Origin of the sequence: Streptosporangium sp. OZ121, from assembly GCF_051918885.1 — a bacterium.
Classification (GTDB): domain Bacteria; phylum Actinomycetota; class Actinomycetes; order Streptosporangiales; family Streptosporangiaceae; genus Streptosporangium.
In genome coordinates this window covers 19,077-36,122 of sequence record NZ_JBPXMC010000022.1, presented here as the reverse complement: position 1 = coordinate 36,122, position 17,046 = coordinate 19,077, and the positions used below count along the sequence as shown (strand labels likewise).

15 protein-coding genes and 1 riboswitch are annotated in these 17,046 nt (G+C 70.7%); of the genes, 6 read left to right on the top strand and 9 right to left on the bottom strand.

Annotated elements, in window-relative coordinates:
* Nucleotides 1–71: 71 nt before the first annotated feature.
* The 5 genes from ACTOQ1_RS30620 to ACTOQ1_RS30600 all read right to left on the bottom strand — a co-directional run bounded on the left by ACTOQ1_RS30620 (nucleotide 72) and on the right by ACTOQ1_RS30600 (nucleotide 5,203).
* The gene (locus ACTOQ1_RS30620; RefSeq protein WP_326639501.1) at nucleotides 72–542 is read right to left on the bottom strand and encodes a bifunctional nuclease family protein; all 471 of its coding nucleotides are present in this window, start codon (nucleotides 540–542) and stop codon (nucleotides 72–74) included.
* A 79-nt stretch (nucleotides 543–621) separates the two neighbouring features.
* A complete protein-coding gene (ftsR, locus tag ACTOQ1_RS30615; protein ID WP_440071433.1) occupies nucleotides 622–1,272 on the bottom strand; it encodes a transcriptional regulator FtsR in 651 nt (216 codons plus the stop codon).
* Between the two features lie 26 nt (nucleotides 1,273–1,298).
* Complete coding sequence (locus tag ACTOQ1_RS30610) at nucleotides 1,299–1,811, bottom strand: FHA domain-containing protein (RefSeq protein WP_329079681.1); 513 nt, start codon at nucleotides 1,809–1,811, stop codon at nucleotides 1,299–1,301.
* Nucleotides 1,812–2,101: 290 nt separating this feature from the next.
* Nucleotides 2,102–4,603 (bottom strand): sugar phosphate nucleotidyltransferase, encoded by a 2,502-nt coding sequence (locus ACTOQ1_RS30605; protein ID WP_440071432.1) that lies wholly within the window; start codon nucleotides 4,601–4,603, stop codon nucleotides 2,102–2,104.
* A 3-nt stretch (nucleotides 4,604–4,606) separates the two neighbouring features.
* On the bottom strand, nucleotides 4,607–5,203 hold the full coding sequence (locus ACTOQ1_RS30600) for a CDP-alcohol phosphatidyltransferase family protein (RefSeq protein ID WP_440071431.1): 597 nt from the start codon (nucleotides 5,201–5,203) through the stop codon (nucleotides 4,607–4,609).
* Between the two features lie 94 nt (nucleotides 5,204–5,297).
* Nucleotides 5,298–5,410, top strand: a riboswitch (TPP riboswitch).
* Between ACTOQ1_RS30600 and thiC the strand changes: the two genes are divergently transcribed.
* From thiC to ACTOQ1_RS30580, 4 genes are all read left to right on the top strand, one after another.
* Nucleotides 5,403–7,136, top strand: coding sequence for a phosphomethylpyrimidine synthase ThiC (thiC, locus tag ACTOQ1_RS30595; protein WP_440071430.1), 1,734 nt, complete (start codon nucleotides 5,403–5,405; stop codon nucleotides 7,134–7,136). Its footprint overlaps the riboswitch before it by 8 nt.
* Nucleotides 7,137–7,197: 61 nt before the next feature.
* Nucleotides 7,198–7,806, top strand: coding sequence for a class I SAM-dependent methyltransferase (locus tag ACTOQ1_RS30590; protein ID WP_440071429.1), 609 nt, complete (start codon nucleotides 7,198–7,200; stop codon nucleotides 7,804–7,806).
* 85 nt (nucleotides 7,807–7,891) lie between these two features.
* Nucleotides 7,892–9,073, top strand: coding sequence for an acyl-CoA dehydrogenase family protein (locus ACTOQ1_RS30585; protein WP_440071428.1), 1,182 nt, complete (start codon nucleotides 7,892–7,894; stop codon nucleotides 9,071–9,073).
* Nucleotides 9,074–9,154: 81 nt separating this feature from the next.
* A complete protein-coding gene (locus ACTOQ1_RS30580) occupies nucleotides 9,155–9,571 on the top strand; it encodes an SRPBCC family protein (RefSeq protein WP_440071427.1) in 417 nt (138 codons plus the stop codon).
* Nucleotides 9,572–9,719: 148 nt separating this feature from the next.
* Here the strand turns inward: ACTOQ1_RS30580 and ACTOQ1_RS30575 are convergent, their stop codons facing one another.
* Together ACTOQ1_RS30575 and ACTOQ1_RS30570 are read right to left on the bottom strand one after the other, a co-directional pair.
* Complete coding sequence (locus ACTOQ1_RS30575; protein ID WP_440071426.1) at nucleotides 9,720–10,634, bottom strand: alpha/beta hydrolase; 915 nt, start codon at nucleotides 10,632–10,634, stop codon at nucleotides 9,720–9,722.
* 198 nt (nucleotides 10,635–10,832) lie between these two features.
* Nucleotides 10,833–11,519 carry a gamma-glutamyl-gamma-aminobutyrate hydrolase family protein gene (locus ACTOQ1_RS30570; RefSeq protein ID WP_440071425.1) on the bottom strand — a complete coding sequence of 229 codons (687 nt, stop codon included), beginning with the start codon at nucleotides 11,517–11,519 and terminating at the stop codon, nucleotides 10,833–10,835.
* 489 nt (nucleotides 11,520–12,008) lie between these two features.
* Here ACTOQ1_RS30570 and ACTOQ1_RS30565 point away from each other — a divergent pair, with 489 nt between their 5' ends.
* Together ACTOQ1_RS30565 and ACTOQ1_RS30560 are read left to right on the top strand one after the other, a co-directional pair.
* Entirely contained in the window at nucleotides 12,009–13,124 is a 1,116-nt protein-coding gene (locus tag ACTOQ1_RS30565; RefSeq protein ID WP_440071424.1) for a globin domain-containing protein, read from the top strand.
* Between the two features lie 347 nt (nucleotides 13,125–13,471).
* On the top strand, nucleotides 13,472–13,801 hold the full coding sequence (locus tag ACTOQ1_RS30560) for a hypothetical protein (RefSeq protein WP_350977370.1): 330 nt from the start codon (nucleotides 13,472–13,474) through the stop codon (nucleotides 13,799–13,801).
* Between the two features lie 109 nt (nucleotides 13,802–13,910).
* Here the strand turns inward: ACTOQ1_RS30560 and thyX are convergent, their stop codons facing one another.
* Together thyX and ACTOQ1_RS30550 are read right to left on the bottom strand one after the other, a co-directional pair.
* Entirely contained in the window at nucleotides 13,911–15,512 is a 1,602-nt protein-coding gene (thyX, locus tag ACTOQ1_RS30555) for an FAD-dependent thymidylate synthase (RefSeq protein ID WP_440071423.1), read from the bottom strand.
* 114 nt (nucleotides 15,513–15,626) lie between these two features.
* Nucleotides 15,627–17,018, bottom strand: coding sequence for an amidohydrolase (locus ACTOQ1_RS30550; protein ID WP_440071422.1), 1,392 nt, complete (start codon nucleotides 17,016–17,018; stop codon nucleotides 15,627–15,629).
* Between the last annotated feature and the right edge of the window lie 28 nt (nucleotides 17,019–17,046).

The window sequence follows — 17,046 nt, the reverse complement described above, 5'->3', positions numbered from 1 at the left end:
CGTAGGACTGGGGCCAAGTCCAGTCAACGACCCCACCCGGCGCGTCGTGAAGCGTAAATGCACCGAAATTCCTACCCCGCGCGGCCGAAGTCCTCGGGCGTGATCGTGTCAAGGAACTCCCTGAACTTCTCCACCTCGTCCTCCTGGTCGTCCGGGATGATCACCCCCGCCTCCCGGACCACGTCCTCACTCGCGAAGATACGTGCGCCGGTGCGAAGTGCCAAGGCGATCGAGTCCGAGGGACGCGCGCTCACCTCGACCCCGTTGGAGAACACGAGATCCGCGAAGAAGATGCCGTCGCGCAGGGCGACGATGTTGACCGTGCTCAGCCGGACGCCGAGCCCTTCGAGCACGTCACGGAACAGGTCATGCGTGAGCGGCCGGGGTGGCGGTTCCTCGGCCTGGGCCATGGCGATCGCCGTGGCCTCCGTCATGCCGATCCAGATAGGTAGGTAACGCTCCCCATGCGTCTCTTTCAGCAAGACGATCGGCTGGTTGGAGGGCATCTCAACTCGAACGCCCACGACCTCCATCTGCAACACGGGCTGCTCCGTCTTCGCTGGATTCCGACCGGTTTGTTCAACGTAACACTCGTGGGGGTACGAGTGCCTGGTCAGGTTCTCACCGGCCCAGGGCCCCACGAACGCCGGAACGCAGCAGAGAGGCGTGCAATTCCAGCAGCAGGCCGGAGATCTCCCTGGCCGTCTCGTCGGCCTGGTCGATGGCCCCGGGGGCGCGGCGGCGCAGGAGCGGGGCGACGGCCTGCTCCACCAGGCCGGCCTCGCGCTCCGCGGCGGCCTTGACGGCCCGCAGGTGGCGGGCCCGCAGGCCGAAGGCGGCCAGGGCTCCGACGCTGCGGGCCACGGCCAGCGCCTCGGCGTCGTAGTAGCGGGCCACGGCGGCCAGCAGGCCGTAGTCCTCCAGCTCGGCGAGGGTCTCCTCGTCGAGCTCGGCGGCGGCGAGCAGCTCCTCGCGGGTGAGCCGGATCTCGGGGGGCGCGTCGTCGGGGACCGCGCGCGGCCTGGCGGCCGGGCGCTCCTCGCGGTCGGCCGCCTCCAGATGATCCTTGATGACGCGCAGCGGCAGGTAGCGGTCACGCTGCTCGCTGAGGATGTAACGGAGCCGCTCGACGTCGGCGTAGGTGAACTTGCGGTATCCGGAGGGACTGCGCTCCGGCTCGATCAGCCCCTCGCCCTCCAGGAAACGAATCTTGGAGATGCTGACATCGGGGAACTCGCCCTGCAGGAGAGCGAGCACCTCCCCGATGCTCATGTGCGCACGAGCGGCCTGCGAGCTCATCATCCTCCAGCGGCGCCGCGGGTGAGGAAGACGAGGCGGAACTTACCGATCTGCACCTCGTCCCCGCCGTACAGCGGGACCTCCTCGATGCGCTCGCGGTTCACGTACGTGCCGTTCAGGCTGCCGACGTCGCGGACGGTGAAGACCCCGCCGCCGCGCCGGTAGAACTCCACGTGGCGGCGCGAGACCGTGATGTCGTCGAGGAAGATGTCGCTCTCGGGGTGACGGCCCACGGTGGTCAGGTCGCTGTCGAGCAGGAACCGGCTGCCGGCGTTGGGGCCGCGCATCGCGACCAGCAGCGCGGTGCCCGGGGGCAACTGCTCGACGGCCTGCCGTTCGGCGAGAAGCGTCTCACCTGTCTCCGCCTCGTAGGCCTCGATCCCGGAGAGGGAGATCGTCGATGTGCTGTCTCCGGGGGTCTCGGCTTTGGTAAGCGGCGACCCGCATCGTGAACAGAAACGGGCATCCTCAGGATTGGCATGACCGCACTGCGTGCAGTAGACGCTCGGCATCGATCGGCTCGGCCTCCTACCGCGAAGACGCGGCAACGGTGCTCAGTGATGCGCGCCTCGCTTCTTCGCTTCTCAAGTGTTTTCTCGGACTGCGAATGCCGCAACATACAGTGATGAGGCGCGAAGGTCAAGGTTGACGCTGAACCGCGGGTACGGTCGGTGACAAAGTTACAGTGGGGCACTGTCCCCGGTCCATGGCGCCGCGCTGTGTTTGTGGCAACCGCTCGGCCCACGGCCCCCGTCCGGGCGCCTTCCCGCGCCTGCGGCGCGCCCGCCGGGGCCTGGTCCCGTCAGCCGCCCGCGGCCTCCTCGACCACCCGCGCCCAGTGCTCGATCAGGGTCTGCGCGGAGTCGACGTCGAACCCCTCGGCCCACAGATGGGTGACCGCCTCCGCCGGGTCGGGCAGCACCAGGGTCCAGCTGCCGTCCTCGGCGACGACCCGCACCCCGTCGGTGGTGTCGATGCGGTAGTGCTCGGCGGCCTCGATGACCGAGCGCATCACCGCGCCCTTGGCGGCCCACGGGGTCGGCACGGTCCGGCGCAGCAGCTTGGCCTCGGGGATCCTGGCGTCGATCTGGCTGAGCGAGAGCCGGGTCCTGGCGACCAGGCCCAGCAGGCGCAGGAAGACCGCCAGGCCGTCCACCGTGGGGCCGAACTCGGGCACGATGAAACCGCCGCGCCCGTCGGCCGCGAAGATCATCTCTGGCCCCCTGGCGGCGGCGGTGAGCGCGTCGATCGCGGTGGAGGTCCACTCGGCCTGGACGCCGTGGAACCTGCAGACCTGCTCGGCCACCCGGGTGGTGGTGACCGGCAGCGCCACCCTGCCGCCGCGCCGCTCGGCGGCGACCAGGTCGAGCACCACCAGCAGGGCGCGCTCCTCGCTGATCAGCTGGCCCTTCTCGTCCACCAGCGCGACCCGCTCCCCCACCGGGTCGAAACGCACCCCGAAGGCCGCCCTGGAGGAGCTGACGAGCTCCGCCAGGCGCTGCAGGTCGCGGCGGCGCTCGGCGAGGGTCTCGGTGGGCGAGGCGTCGTCCAGCCGGTTGTTGACGGTCAGCACGTCCACCCCGACGCGGCCCAGCAGGCTGGGCAGCACCAGCGAGGAGGTGCCTCCGGCGCAGTCGACCACGACCTTCATGTCGGCGTCGCGCACCCCGCTGATGTCGACCAGGCGCAGCAGCTCGTGCGTGTAGTCCTCCACCGCCCGGGCGGGGAAGCTCAGCTCGGCGATCTCCCCGGGGAAGGCGCGGCGGAACTCCTGCCGGGAGAAGACCCGGTCCAGCTTGCGCTGGGCCGCCGGGGACAGGTCCGCGCCGTGCTCGTCCATGAAGACGATGTCGACGCTCTGCGGGTCGCCGGGGGTGGTGCGCAGCGCGATGCCGCCGACGGCGTTCTCCCTGGCGGTGTGGAAGCGGGCCACCGGGAGCGGGGACGCCTCCAGGTCGAGCACGTTGATCGCGCTGGCGTTCAGGGCGCTGATCACGGCCCGCTTCAGCGCCCGCGCGGCGCGGGAGGAGTCGCGGGAGGTGATGACCGAGGCGCCCTTCTTCAGGGTGGTGGCGTAGGCGCTGGCCAGCCGTACGCACAGCTCGGGGGTGATCTCGACGTTGACCAGCCCCGAGACCCCCCGGGGGCCGAACAGGTTGCGCTGGGCGCGCGGCTCCCAGATGACGCTGTTGTTGATCACCGCCCCGGCCTCGATGGTCTTGAACGGGTAGATCTTGACGCCGGAGGAGATGTACGCCTCGGCCTCGATGATGCACTCGTCGCCGACGACGGCGCCCTCCTCGACCCTGGCGCCGGTCATCAGGTCCGTGTTCTTGCCGATCACGCAGCCGCGCAGGTGGGCGCTGGGCCCGACGTAGACGTTGTCGTGGACGACCGCGCGGTGCAGGAAGGCCCCCTCCCTGACCACCGCGTTGCTGCCCAGCACGGTGTACTCGCGCAGCTCGGCGCCCGCCTCGATCTTGGCGTAGTCGCCGACGTAGAGGGGGCCCTTGAGGACGGCGTCGGCGTCGACCGAGGCCCCCTCGGCGACCCAGACGCCCGGCGAGACCTCGAAGGCGTCGATGTCGACCTTGACCCGGCCGGACAGGACGTCGGCCTGGGCCTTGAGGTAGCTCTCGTGGGTGCCGACGTCCTCCCAGTAGCCGTCGGCCACGTAGCCGTACAGCGGGGCGCCGCGCTCCAGCAGCCTGGGGAACACGTCGCCCGACCAGTCGACGGACTCCCCTGCCGCGATCTCGTCGAGGACCTCGGGCTCCATCACGTAGATGCCGGTGTTGGCGGTGTCGGAGAAGACCTGGCCCCAGGTCGGCTTCTCCAGGAAGCGCTCCACCCTGCCCTGGTCGTCGACGATGACGATGCCGAACTCCAGCGGGTTGGGGACGCGCTTGAGCCCGATCGTGACCATCGCGCCGTTCTCGCGGTGAAAGCGGATCATGTCGGTCAGGTCGATGTCGGTCAGCGCGTCGCCGGAGATGACCAGGAAGCGGTCGTCGCGGAGCCGGTCGGCGGCGTTCTTCACGCTGCCCGCGGTGCCGAGCGGCGTGTCCTCGGTGGCGTAGTACAGGCTCATGCCGAGCTCGTCGCCGTCGCCGAAGTAGTTGCGGACCAGGGCGGCCAGGAACTGCACGGTGACCACCGTCTCGGTGAAGCCGTGCCGTTTCAGCAGGCGAAGCACATGCTCCATGATCGGCCGGTTGATCACGGGTAGGAGAGGTTTGGGCTGGTTCGCGGTCATCGGCCGGAGCCGTGTCCCCTCCCCGCCCGCCATGACGACGGCCTTCACAGATCACCTCTTAAGGCGTTTGGCCTCGCTTGTCAGCTGACGCACCTGTACCCAATACAGCACCCCGGACCACCAGTACAGGCCGGTGCCCCAGATGGCCAGGGACCAGCCGACGATCCCCGCCACCTCGCCGTACCAGGAGGGATGGTGGGCCAGGAAGAGCAGTGGGAAGGCGTAGAGCAGGTTGGCCGTGGCGGCCTTGCCGAGGAAGTGCACGGGCAGCGCGGGACCGTACCCGAGGCGGCGCAGGATGATCGGGATGCCCAGCAGCATCACGTCGCGCAGCGGGATGGCCAGCGCCAGCCACCAGGGGATGATCTCGCGCATGGCGAGGCCGAACAGGGTGGCCAGGATGTAGAGCCGGTCGGCCAGCGGGTCGAGCAGGCGGCCGAGCCTGCTGGTCTGGTTCCAGGCACGGGCGATCTTGCCGTCGAGCCAGTCGGAGAACCCCGCCAGCATCAGCAGGGCGACGGCCCAGCCGTCGGCCTTCGGGCCCAGCACCAGCCACAGGAAAACCGGCACCCCCAGAAGCCTGGCCAGGCTCAACGCGTTGGGGACCGTCCAGATTCGGTCCTCGGCCCCCGATGCTTCCGGATTCACCGGCTGATCTCCCTCCCCGTACCTGATGGTGACACTACTGCGTCGGATGCGGCCGAGTGGATGGTGGGCGCGGGGGATACGCGTTATCGTTCCGTTCGACCAACGCGGGAGCCCGGAGAACCGGGCTGAGAGGACGGCCGAGACAGCCGCCGACCGCCAGAACCTGCTCCGGGTAATGCCGGCGAAGGGAGTTTGCGCGATGACCGACGCGCGTATTTCCAGCTCCAAGATCTACCAGGGCGACCTGCGCGTCCCCATGCGCGAGGTGCGCCTGACCGACGGGACCGCGGTCACGCTGTACGACACCTCGGGCCCCTACACCGACCCGTCCGTGACCACCGACGTCACCCGCGGCCTGCCGCGCCCGCGCGAGGAGTGGATCCTGGAGCGGGGCGACACGGTCCGGTACGGCGGCCGGCCCGGCGCCCCCGGCGACGACGGCTACCGCGACCGCGACGCCTGGGCCCGCGACCTGCGTTCCCTCGACGCGGTCTTCACCGGCGGCGGCGACCGGCCGCTGCGCGCGGCGGGGGCGCCGGTCACCCAGCTCGCCTACGCCCGCCGCGGCCTGGTCACCCGGGAGATGGAGTTCGTCGCGGTCCGCGAGGGCGTGACGCCGGAGTTCGTCCGCGCCGAGGTGGCCGCCGGGCGGGCGATCATCCCGGCCAACGTCAACCACCCCGAGAGCGAGCCGATGGTCATCGGCCGCAACTTCCTCGTGAAGATCAACGCCAACATCGGCAACTCGGCCGTCGCCTCCACCATCGAGGAGGAGGTGGACAAGATGACGTGGGCGATCCGGTGGGGCGCCGACACGGTGATGGACCTGTCCACCGGGCGCAACATCCACACCACCCGCGAGTGGATCATCCGCAACTCCCCGGTGCCGATCGGGACCGTCCCGCTCTACCAGGCGCTGGAGAAGGCGGGCGGCGACGCGGCCCGCCTGTCGTGGGAGATCTACCGGGACACCCTGATCGAGCAGTGCGAGCAGGGCGTGGACTACTTCACCGTCCACGCGGGGGTGCGCCTGGCCCACGTGCCGCTGACCGCGCGGCGCAGGACCGGGATCGTCTCCCGGGGCGGCTCGATCATGGCGGCCTGGTGCCTGGCGCACCACCGCGAGAGCTTCCTCTACGAGCACTTCGCCGACATCTGCGAGATCCTGGCCCGCTACGACGTGGCGTTCTCGCTGGGCGACGGCCTGCGCCCCGGATCGATCTCCGACGCCAACGACGAGGCCCAGTTCGCCGAGCTCAGGACGCTGGGCGAGCTCACGAGGATCGCTCACGCGCACGACGTCCAGGTGATGGTCGAGGGGCCCGGCCACGTCCCCATGCACAAGATCAAGGAGAACGTCGACCTGCAGCGCGAGCTCTGCGCCGACGCCCCGTTCTACACCCTCGGCCCGCTGACGACCGACATCGCGCCCGGCTACGACCACATCACCTCGGCCATCGGCGCGGCGATGATCGGCTGGTACGGCACGGCGATGCTCTGCTACGTCACGCCCAAGGAGCACCTGGGCCTGCCGGACAGGGACGACGTGAAGACCGGCGTGATCACCTACAAGATCGCGGCGCACGCGGCCGACCTCGCCAAGGGCCACCCGGGCGCGCAGGCATGGGACGACGCGCTGTCCGACGCCCGGTTCGAGTTCCGCTGGGAGGACCAGTTCGCCCTCTCCCTGGACCCCGAGACCGCCAGGTCCTTCCACGACGAGACGCTGCCCGCCGCCCCGGCCAAGACCGCGCACTTCTGCTCGATGTGCGGTCCGAAGTTCTGCTCGATGAGGATCAGCCATGACGTGCGCAGGTTCGCCGAGGAACGCGGCCTGACCGGCGCCGAGGCCCTGGAGGCCGGGATGCGGGAGAAGTCGGAGGAGTTCTCCCGCGAGGGCGGCCGGGTCTACCTGCCCGTGGAGGGGCTCTGAGCCGCCAAGATCGACCAGGGGGCGTACTGCCCGCGCTTCCGTACCCTCTACCCTTCAAACCATGACCAATGACACCACGCTCTTCCTGGGGCAGTGGATCCGCTCGCCGGGCACCGTCGGAGCGGTGGCGCCGAGCTCGCGGCGGCTCGCCGAGACGGTGGCCTCGCCGGTCCCGCACCGGGGCGACCCGGTGATCGTCGAGCTCGGCCCCGGCACGGGCGCGTTCACGGCGGAGATCCAGCGCCGGCTGGGCGGCCGGGGGCACCACATCGCCGTCGAGATCAACCCGAAGCTGGCCGAGTTCCTCGCCGCCAGGAACCCGGGCGTGGACGTCGTGGTCGACGACGCGGTACGGCTGCCCCAGCTGCTCCAGGAGCGTGGCCTGCCCCAGGCCGACGCGATCGTGAGCGGGCTCCCCTGGGCCGCCTTCTCCGAGGAGACCCAGGCCCGCCTGCTGGGCGCGGTCACCGGGATCATGGGCCCGCACACGGCCTTCACCACCTTCGCCTACAGCTTCGCCAAGCGCCTTCCTCCGGCGCGGCGCTTCAGGAGGCGCCTGGTCGACACCTTCGAGGAGGTCGTCACGGGCCGGACGGTGTGGGGCAACGTGCCGCCGGCCTTCGTCTACCACGCGCGCAGGCCGCGGCTGGATCCCTCCCGGGAGACCTGATCCCGCGGGCCGGGGGCCGGGACGCCACGAAGATACCGAACTACGTTCTACGATTGCGCCCGCAGCCAGAATGGAGTTGATCATCGTGGACTTCACCCTCCCCGAGAGCGCCCTCGCCGTGCAACGCGGCATCGGCGACATCTGCGCCCGCTACGACCTGGACTACTGGCAGCGGTGCGAGAGCGAGAAACGCTGGCCCGAGGAGGTCTGGCAGGACCTGGCCAAGGGCGGCTGGCTCGGCCTGGCCGTGCCCGAGGAGTACGGCGGCGGCGGCCAGGGCCTGCTGGAGCTGGCCGTGGCCACCGAGACCCTGTCGGCCTCGGGCTCGGCCGGCGGCTCGGCGTTCACCTACGTGCTCACCCCCGGGTTCGGCGCGATGACCCTGTCCAGGCACGGCAGCCGGTGGCAGCGCGACGAACTGCTGCCCAAGCTGGCCACCGGCGAGGTGGAGACCTGCTTCGCGCTGACCGAGCCCGACGCCGGGTCCAACGCCCTGGGCATCTCCACCTTCGCCCGCCGCGACGGCGCGGAGTTCGTCGTCAACGGCCAGAAGATCTGGATCACCGGCGTGCAGCGCGCCACCTGGATGCTCCTGGTCACCCGGACCATCCCGGCCGCCGAGGCCAAACCCCGCTCCAACGGCCTGACCGTCCTGCTGGTGAACGTCCCCGAGGCGGTCGCCGCCGGGCAGCTGTCCTTCCAGCCGATCCCGAAGCTGGGCGCCAACACCACCCCGTCCAACATGGTCTTCGTCGACGACCTCCGGGTCCCGGAGAGGAACGTGGTCGGCGAGGTCGACCAGGGCGCGCTGGTGCTGTGGGACATCCTCAACCCCGAGCGCGTCCTGCTGGCCGCCTCCGCGCTCGGCGGCGCCGAGGTGGCGCTGCGGGTGGCCGTGCAGTACGCCAAGGAGCGCGAGGTCTTCGGCCGCCCGATCGGCGCCAACCAGGCCATCGCCTTCCCCCTCGCCCAGGTCAAGGCGAAGATCGAGCTGGCCAGGCTGATGCTCTACAAGGCCGCCTGGCTGTTCGACAGGCAGCTGCCCTGCGGCACCGAGGCCAACATCGCCAAGCTGACCGCCTCGCAGGCCGCGTGGGAGGCGGCGGACCACGCCTTCCAGACGCACGGCGGCATGGCCTACTCGCTGGAGTACCCGGTGGCCCGCCTGCTGGCCGACGCCCGCATCGGCAAGGTCGCCCCGGTCACCGAGGAGCTCCTGCTCAACTACCTGGCCACCCAGGTGCTCGGGCTGCCCAGGAGCTTCTGACCCGATCATCCGGTGGCCCTGATTACCCGGCGGCGCGCGCGGGCATCACCCTCGGCGACAGGCCAGCACGAGGAGTAGCCGATGTCCGCGTACGCCAGCACAGTGATCAACGCCTCCGCCGACGAGGTGTGGGAGTACCTGAGGGATTTCGGCAACCTGGCGGAGTGGCTGCCGGGGATCACCGGCTGCGAGATCGAGGACGGCGAGCGCTCCCGGCCGGGCGCGGTGCGCAGGCTGGATGGCCCCGGCGGAGTCTTCAGGGAGCGGCTGCTCACCCTCGACGACGCCTCGCGCTCGGCGACGTACGAGATCCTGGAGAGCCCGCTGCCGGTCCGTGACTACCGGGCGCTCTACCGGGTCGCCCCCGTCACCGACAGCGGGAGGGCGTTCGTCGAGTGGTCGGCCACCTTCGAGACCGGCGACGCGGCGAAGGTGCGGAGGTTCGTCGTCGACCAGGTCTTCGAGCCCGGCCTGGCCGCCCTGCACGGGCGCTTCTGACCGGGCGCCGCCGCCTCGGGTCGGCCGCCGCCGTACGGGTCCGGGCGGCGTCCCCGGCGGATGTCCGGCACGGACCCCGCCCCGCGGGAGACACCCCGCGGGAAGGCTCCGCTCGCCGGGCGGATATCGACCGGCCGGAAAGGGCCGGCTACCGGAAGGCCTCCGCGAGACGGGCCGCGGCGTACTCGCGTGCCTCGGTCGCCTGGTCGAAGAAGCCCGGCAGGCCGAAGAAACCGTGGATGGCCCCCTCGTATCTCCTGACCTCGACCGGCACCCCGGCCGCGGCGAGCTGGGCGGCGTACTGTTCGCCCTCGTCGCAGAGGGGGTCGCACTCGGCGACGATCACCGTCGCCGGAGCCAGGCCGGACTTGTCGGCCAGCCGGGCCGGAGCCAGCCGGGGGTCGGCCGGGTCACCGCCGTACTGCGCGACGAACCAGGCCATCTCTTCCGCGCCGAGCCCGAAGCCGGTGGCGTAGGAACGGTAGCTCCCGGTGTCCATGGCGACGTCGGCCACCGGGTAGACGAGCAGCTGATGGGCCAGTTCGAGCCCGGCGTCCCTGGCCTGCCAGGCGGCCACGGCCGCGAGGTTGCCCCCGGCGCTGTCACCGCAGACCGCGACGCGCCCCGGGTCGATCCCGTAGGCGCCGGGACGGGCGAAGACGTCCTGCACGACGCTCCACGCGTCGTCGGCCGCCGCGGGGAAGGGGTGGTGGGGCGCGAGCCGGTAGTCGACCGAGACCACGACCGCCCCGTTGCGCACCGCGAGGTCGCGGCCGAGGGCGTCGTTGCGCTCGACGCTCCCGAAGACCCAGCCCCCGCCGTGGAGGTAGACGATCGCGGGGAGGGGACCGTCGCCCTCCTCGGGCCGGTAGACCCGGACCGGTACGCCCCCGACGACCTCGTCCCTGACCGTCGGGAGGGGAATGATCGGACCGCGCTGCTCGGCGAAGGCGTCCAGGGTCCGCAGCTCGGCGATCATGTCGGGGGTGAGCGTGGAGAGAGGGGCACCGAGGTCCGTCTGGAAGAGTTTCAGGTAGGCCTCGGCCTGCGGGTGCAACGGCATGATCGGCACTTTACCCGCCGGATCCCCGCACGGCGTGACCCCGCGCGCGACGGCCCCCCGAGCGTCGCGGAACACCGGACGCGCGTCACCGCCGGGCATCGTCGCCACCGCTGGGCCTCACCGTCACCGCCCGGCCTCAGCACCGAGCCGCCTCGGCCGTCGCCACCGGGCCTCACCGCCGGCCGTCGCCACCGGACGTCACCGCCGGGCCGCCTCGACCAGGGCCTCGATGAGCCGGTTGTCCCCGGCGCGTCCGGGATTCCACTGCACCCCGACGCAGAACCGGCGCCCCTGCAGCTCGACGCCCTCGACGATCTGGTCGTCGGCCCAGGCCACGGCGAGCAGACCGGTGCCCAGCCGCTTGACGGCCTGGTGATGGGGCGCGGTCACCTCGGCCGTGTCGCCCACCGTCTTGCCCAGCTTGCTGGAGACGCTGATCTGGATGCGGTGCGCCTGGGCGGCGGCGTGGCGGCCGTGGTCGACCACCTCGGGGAGCCAGGGGATCAGGGTCCCGCCCTGGGCGACGTTCAGGACGTGCATGCCCCGCCCCGAGGCGAGCAGCGGCAGGTCGGCCTTGACGGCGGCGCGGGCCAGCGCCAGCTCGAAGCGGTCGCGGTGCGGCTGGGGGTCCCTGACGCGCTCCTCGCGGGCGGCCCCGTAGAGGGAGGGGTCGAGCTCACCCCCTCCGGCGAGGATCACGCCCGACAGGCCGCCGACGTAGTCGTCGATCCCGCCGAGGTTGAGCGGGGGCAGCAGCACCGGGGCGCCGCCCGCCTTCTCGACGGCCCGCGCGTAGGAGGGCGGCGACAGGACGGCCTCCCTGACCCAGTCGCCCCAGCGGGCGGCCTCGAGGTAGGTGGTGATACCGATCAAGGGTCGGGGCATGCGTTCTCCAGGGGGCGTGCGCGAGGTGGCGCCACCTGTTTCGGACAGCACCGATCCCATCTCCAACAGCTCCCCTATCATGGCGCACTCCATTTCGGTCATGTCACACATTCGAGGTATCAGTGTCGTCTCGCCAGGAGTCCCCAACTCTCACCGCGAGGACGGTTCACACCCCCGGCGAGCTGGAACTCCGCCATGACCGTAGGGCTTACCACCAGTGAACTCTTAATTCAAATGGAACGTGATTATTATTCGCTTACGCCGATCGCCGGGAATTAGTTGGTCACGCAAAATAACTTTTCAATTACGGATAGTTAGATTTCCCACCATATTGCTGAGAAACGGTTGTGACGTCTACATGGTGATGGAAGACTCAAATTCGAGTGGCCAGGTGAGCCGGGGCTCCCGGTCGCTCGTCACCCGGAGCCGTCAGGGAGGTGGATCTGCATGATCGGACTTTGATCCGATCAATTAGGGTGGGTTCGTTAAATGTCGTTGAATCCGCATCTCGTCAAGGAAAGTTTCGCCCTCGTCGAACCCGTCGCGGACAAGGCCGCGGCGTACTTCTACGGGCGCCTGTTCGCCGAGAGCCCGCACCTGCGGGCGATGTTCCCCCCGGCGATGGACGTCCAGCGCGACCGCCTGTTCAGCGCGCTGACCAGGATCGTCTGGAGCCTGGACAGCCCCGGCAGCCTCGCGTCGTTCCTCGGCCAGCTCGGTCGCGACCACCGCAAGTACGGGGTCCTCGCCGAGCACTACACCGCGGTCGGCAACGCGCTCCTCGCCACGATCAGGCGCTTCGCCGCCGAGATCTGGAACAGCGAGATAGAGGCGGCGTGGGTGGCCGCGTACACGGCCGCCGCCAATCTCATGATCGAATCAGCCGAGTCGGACGCGGGCGTGTCGCCCGCCTGGTGGCTGGCCGAGGTGATCGACCACGAGCTCCGCACGCCGGACATCGCGGTGATCACCCTGCGGCTCGACCAGGAGCTGCCCTACACGCCCGGCCAGTACGTCAACGTGCAGACCGCACGCTGGCCGCGCGTCTGGCGCACGTTCTCCATCGCGAACGCGCCCAGGGACGACAACACCGTCCGCCTGCACGTCCGCGCGATCACCGGCGGCTGGGTCTCCACCGCGCTGGTCCAGCACACCCGGATCGGCGACACCCTGATGCTGGGCCCTCCGATGGGCACCATGGTGCCCGCCGACTCGGGCCGCGACATCCTGTGCGTGGCGGGCGGCACCGGCCTGGCCCCCATCAAGGCGATCCTGGAGCACGTGATCGGCTCCGGACGCCGCCCCAACGTCCACCTGCTCCACGGGGCCCGCACCGCCGCCGAACTCTACGACCTGACCGACCTGGTACGGATGGAGTCCGCCTTCCCGTGGCTGCGGGTACTGCCCGTGGTCTCCGGCGAACCGGGGTACGACGGCATGCGGGGTCAGGTGGCCGAGGTGATGGAGCGGTTCCACTCGTGGGCCGGCCACGAGGCCTACGTCTGCGGCCCGACCGCCATGGTCAACGAGACGGTCCGCAGGCTCCAGCGGGGCGGGATGCCGCTGCCGCACATCCACCGGGACATCGTGCAGGGCGAGCTCTGAACGACAATCGGGACTAACGCCCCGAACTGATCACGCAAATTTCATAGAGCACGGCGAGACACGGCGTGGCATGGCAGCATGAGGCCCAATCCGAAAGGAGATGGTCATGCACGACGGCCCCCCTCCCAGCCCGTGCCCACCTCTCGACCGCCACCCGCGCGGACCCGTCCGCCGCCATCGTCACCCGTCCGGCTCTCCGGCCGGAGCCGTCCGCCCGCACGCGCCCGTCCCCGGTCCCCTCCACCGGCGGCGGCTCCGCCGAGGTCAGGACGACACCCGTCCCCTGCCCCCGGCCGGTCCGGGCCGCCCGGCCGTGCCCTCCCCTCGCGACACGGTGCGCTGAGCCGATGGCCAGACCCGTCACGCTCGTGACCTTCATGCTTCCCGCCACGCTCCGGCACTGGGCGGGCGAGACCACCGAGATCCGCGTCTTCGCCATCGCCGACCACGACGACGGCCACCCCACACTGGGCTCCGCCCTCGACATGCTCCGCCGCACCCACCCGTCCCTGGAGCAGCGGCTCCGCGACGACTACGGGTGCATCCGGCGCCACATCAGCATGTTCGTCTGCGGCGAGAACGCCCGGCACCTCGGCGGCCTCGACTGCGCGCTGCCCCCGGGCGCCGAGATCTTCGTCCTGCCCGCCCTCTCCCGCCGCCAGGAGACCACGAGCTGACCGCCCCCGAGAAACACCGGGCCCAGCGGCGGGGACAGGAGACGGGGACCGAGGAGAACCGAGGGGGCGGCGGGTGGAAAACTCTCCGGCCCGCGCGCCCGGCGGCTCCTCAGGGCGCGACCCTGCCGGCGGCCACGAAGGCCGCGTGCGTGAGGGGCATCAGCTCCGCCCAGGCCGCCTCCATCTTCTCCGCCACCATCTCGATCTCGCGCTGCGGGAAAGAGGGCACCCTGGCCTGCTCGTTCTTGGTGCGCAGGGAGAGGAAGTGCATGAGCGAGCGGGCGTTGCAGGTGGCGTACATCGAGGAGAAGAGACCGACGGGCAGCACCGCCCTGGCCACCTCCCTGGCGATCCCGGCCTCCAGCATCTCCTGGTAGGCGGCGTAGGACTGCCGGTACGACGACTCCATCGCCTCAGTGACGATCTTGTGCTGCTCGGCACTGCCCTCGGCGAAGACGTACTTGCCCGGCCGGCCCTCCTGGACCAGCTTCCGCTCCGCCCCCGGAACGTAGAAATTAGGCTGAAGCTCCCGGTAACGCCCACTTTCCTCGTTGTATGAGTTGTGAACGACGATCCCGTTGGCCAGGAAATTGTGCCAGGGACCTTCAACGGAAAGGTCGTAGGTCATTTCCTCGCCACCGTCCTCGATCGAAGTGATCACATCCGGTGTGGCCACGGAGATCTTTCCCCCGCGCCTGGCCAGCGCCTGCTCCGCGTTGCTCTTCTTGCGGTGACAGGGCAGGCAGGCGGGCGCGAGATTGCTCTCGTCGAGTGCCTTCAGCAGGTCGGCGGCGACAGGAACGACATGATCGAGCGCCAGGTCCTCTCTCGCGAACTCACCGGAACAGAGATGACACGTGTCGGTCTCCCCGATGAGCCGCAATCGCTGCATGGAGGTCCAGACGCCGATTCCGGTGCGCAGGCTCGGAGGGATCAACGCCTGGGAGGGGCGGGAAACGGCGGTCCCGGCCATCAGCGCGTCCCCGACCCCCAGCTCCCCGGCTTTCCGCCATCCGTCGGGAGTGAGCACCGCGTGGTCCACCGAGCACCTGAGCTCCCGCCCGCTCGCGGTGGTCAAGCGAATGAGCTCTTTGACTCCGGACTCCATGACGTCCAGGATCCTGGCTCGTGACGCCTGCAAGGTCGTCTCGTCATAGCAGCGGACGTGATTACGGCGGACTGAATCGAGCTTTCGCAACCGCTTGGAGGGATGCTCCGCCCTGAAGGCGGCCACCGCCTGCTCAGCGGCTTCGCGCGTGTCGTACAACCCCAGGTAGCGCAGCCGATTCATGTGCTTGACCTGGGCGTTCCACTTTCCCGCTCTTTTGTGCCATGACACTCCTCCACCGGCGCGGGGCAGGGTGTCCTCGACGCCGTGGTGCCAGAGCCGATACAGCTCCTCGATCGTCCGCCGGCGAAGGTGCCCCTTCTCGCTCACCAGCGTGATCTCGGAATCACCGGCGAGGCACCACCCGACCCTGTGGCGGTGGAATTCGCGGAAGACGAAGATCGGCGCGCTGACGAGGAAGGTCATCGAGTTGTGCTCGAAGGGGCTGCCGTGCCGGTCGCGCATCAGGAAGTTGATCAGCCCCCTGGAGCGCTCGGGGTCCTTGCCGATCTCCTCCAGGGACTGCTCCCCCGCGGTCGACACCCGCGCGGCCCAGAGCACGTCGGTGTCGGAGGCACTGTGCTTGACCAACTCCACGGTCACGTCATCAAGAAAACGTGCCTCTGCCCCATCGCCCGTCAACTGGCTCCCCCTCGTCGCACCAACAGTCGCCTCATCGTATTCCAGGGGCTCAGCCGTCCCGGAGATGGGCACCCGTCACAATCGGTATATCCGGCGGGCGTTTCCCGAGCCGATCATCTGCGCCACCCGGGCGGCGTCCGCGGCGCTCCACTCGCCGTCGGCCAGTCGCGCGGCGAGTGCCCCGGCCAGGCCGCGCCGGTAGTGCAGGGCCCCGAGGTGGCAGGTCTCGGCCACGCCGTGGCCGCCGGAACCGAACAGCTGCTTGTGGAACGGCACGAGTTCCAGCAGTTCCGCCATGACCGCGGCCGACCCCGTGGCGCTGCGGGTCAGGGCCGCTCCCACGTCGACGTAGACGTGCGGGAGGGTACCCGCCAGATAGGCCGCCTGGCGATGGAACGGGTGGCAGTGCAGCAGGACGACGGGGACGCCCATCGGCTGCGTCGCCGTGATGAAGCCGGCCAGCGGCGCCGGGCCCGCGCCGTACGGACCGGAGCCGGGACCCCAGCCCGAACCGGCGAGGCCTCCGGAGGGTCCGAGACCTCCGGCGCCCCCGGCGGTGCCGAAGCCGCCGTGACCGCCGCCCCGGTAGGTCTCGTGGCCGCCGTACGCGCCGCGACCGCCGGAGGTGGCGCGGCCGGCGCGCCCCGGGTGGGCGCCGTGGCGCGTACCGCCGGCATGACGGGCGAGGCCGGTGTGGAACTGCAGCGGCCGCCCGTACTCCCTGGCCACGTCGATCGCCGTCCAGAGCAGGTGGCGCAGGAGCACCTGGTCGGTGAGCCCCTCCCCCGGGCAGGCCAGCCGCCGGGTGGCCGCCGCGATCACCGCTCCCCGGCTCGGCCTGGCCGGCTCGAGGGGCCGGCCGGAGCGGTGGGCGGTGACCGACTTCAGCGCGACGGCGCGGACGGCCCGCTCGGCGAGTTCCTGGGCGAGGGCGGAGATGTAGGAGGCGCCCGAGACGGCGGTGCCGGCGACCTCCTCCTCGGCCCGCTCGATGTGGACGACCCGCGCGGTGTCCGCGCCGCCCGCGTGCCCCATCCCGGCCGGTGGCAGCACCTCGGCATCGCCGGGGCCCTTCTCGAAGCCGCCGAAGCCCTCCCTGCCGGAATCGCCGGGGTCGCCGGACCCGTCGAGCAGGAAGGTGGAGATCCCCGCGGCGCCCAGCAGCCGCCGGTTCACCTCCGCCGCGCCGAGCTCCGCCCTGCGGGCCAGGTAGACGGCGGGCGGCACGTGCGGGGCGAGGCCGAGAACGGGGGCGCACCAGCGGCGGACCGCGGCGCCCGCGGGGGTGTCGAAGTGGGTGGTGCCCGGCGGCGCGGGGGTCTCCGCGTCGGTGAGCAGCGTCTCGAACCGGGCCCGGGTCAGCTCGTCGCGGCGCACGCCGCGGCAGTTGTGGTCGACCAGCGGCGCCAGCAGCGCCTCCCGTACGGCGTCGGGCAACTCGACGGGCAGCACGCCGTCCGACCTCATGCCCGCTCCTCCCCCGCCGCTGGGCGTA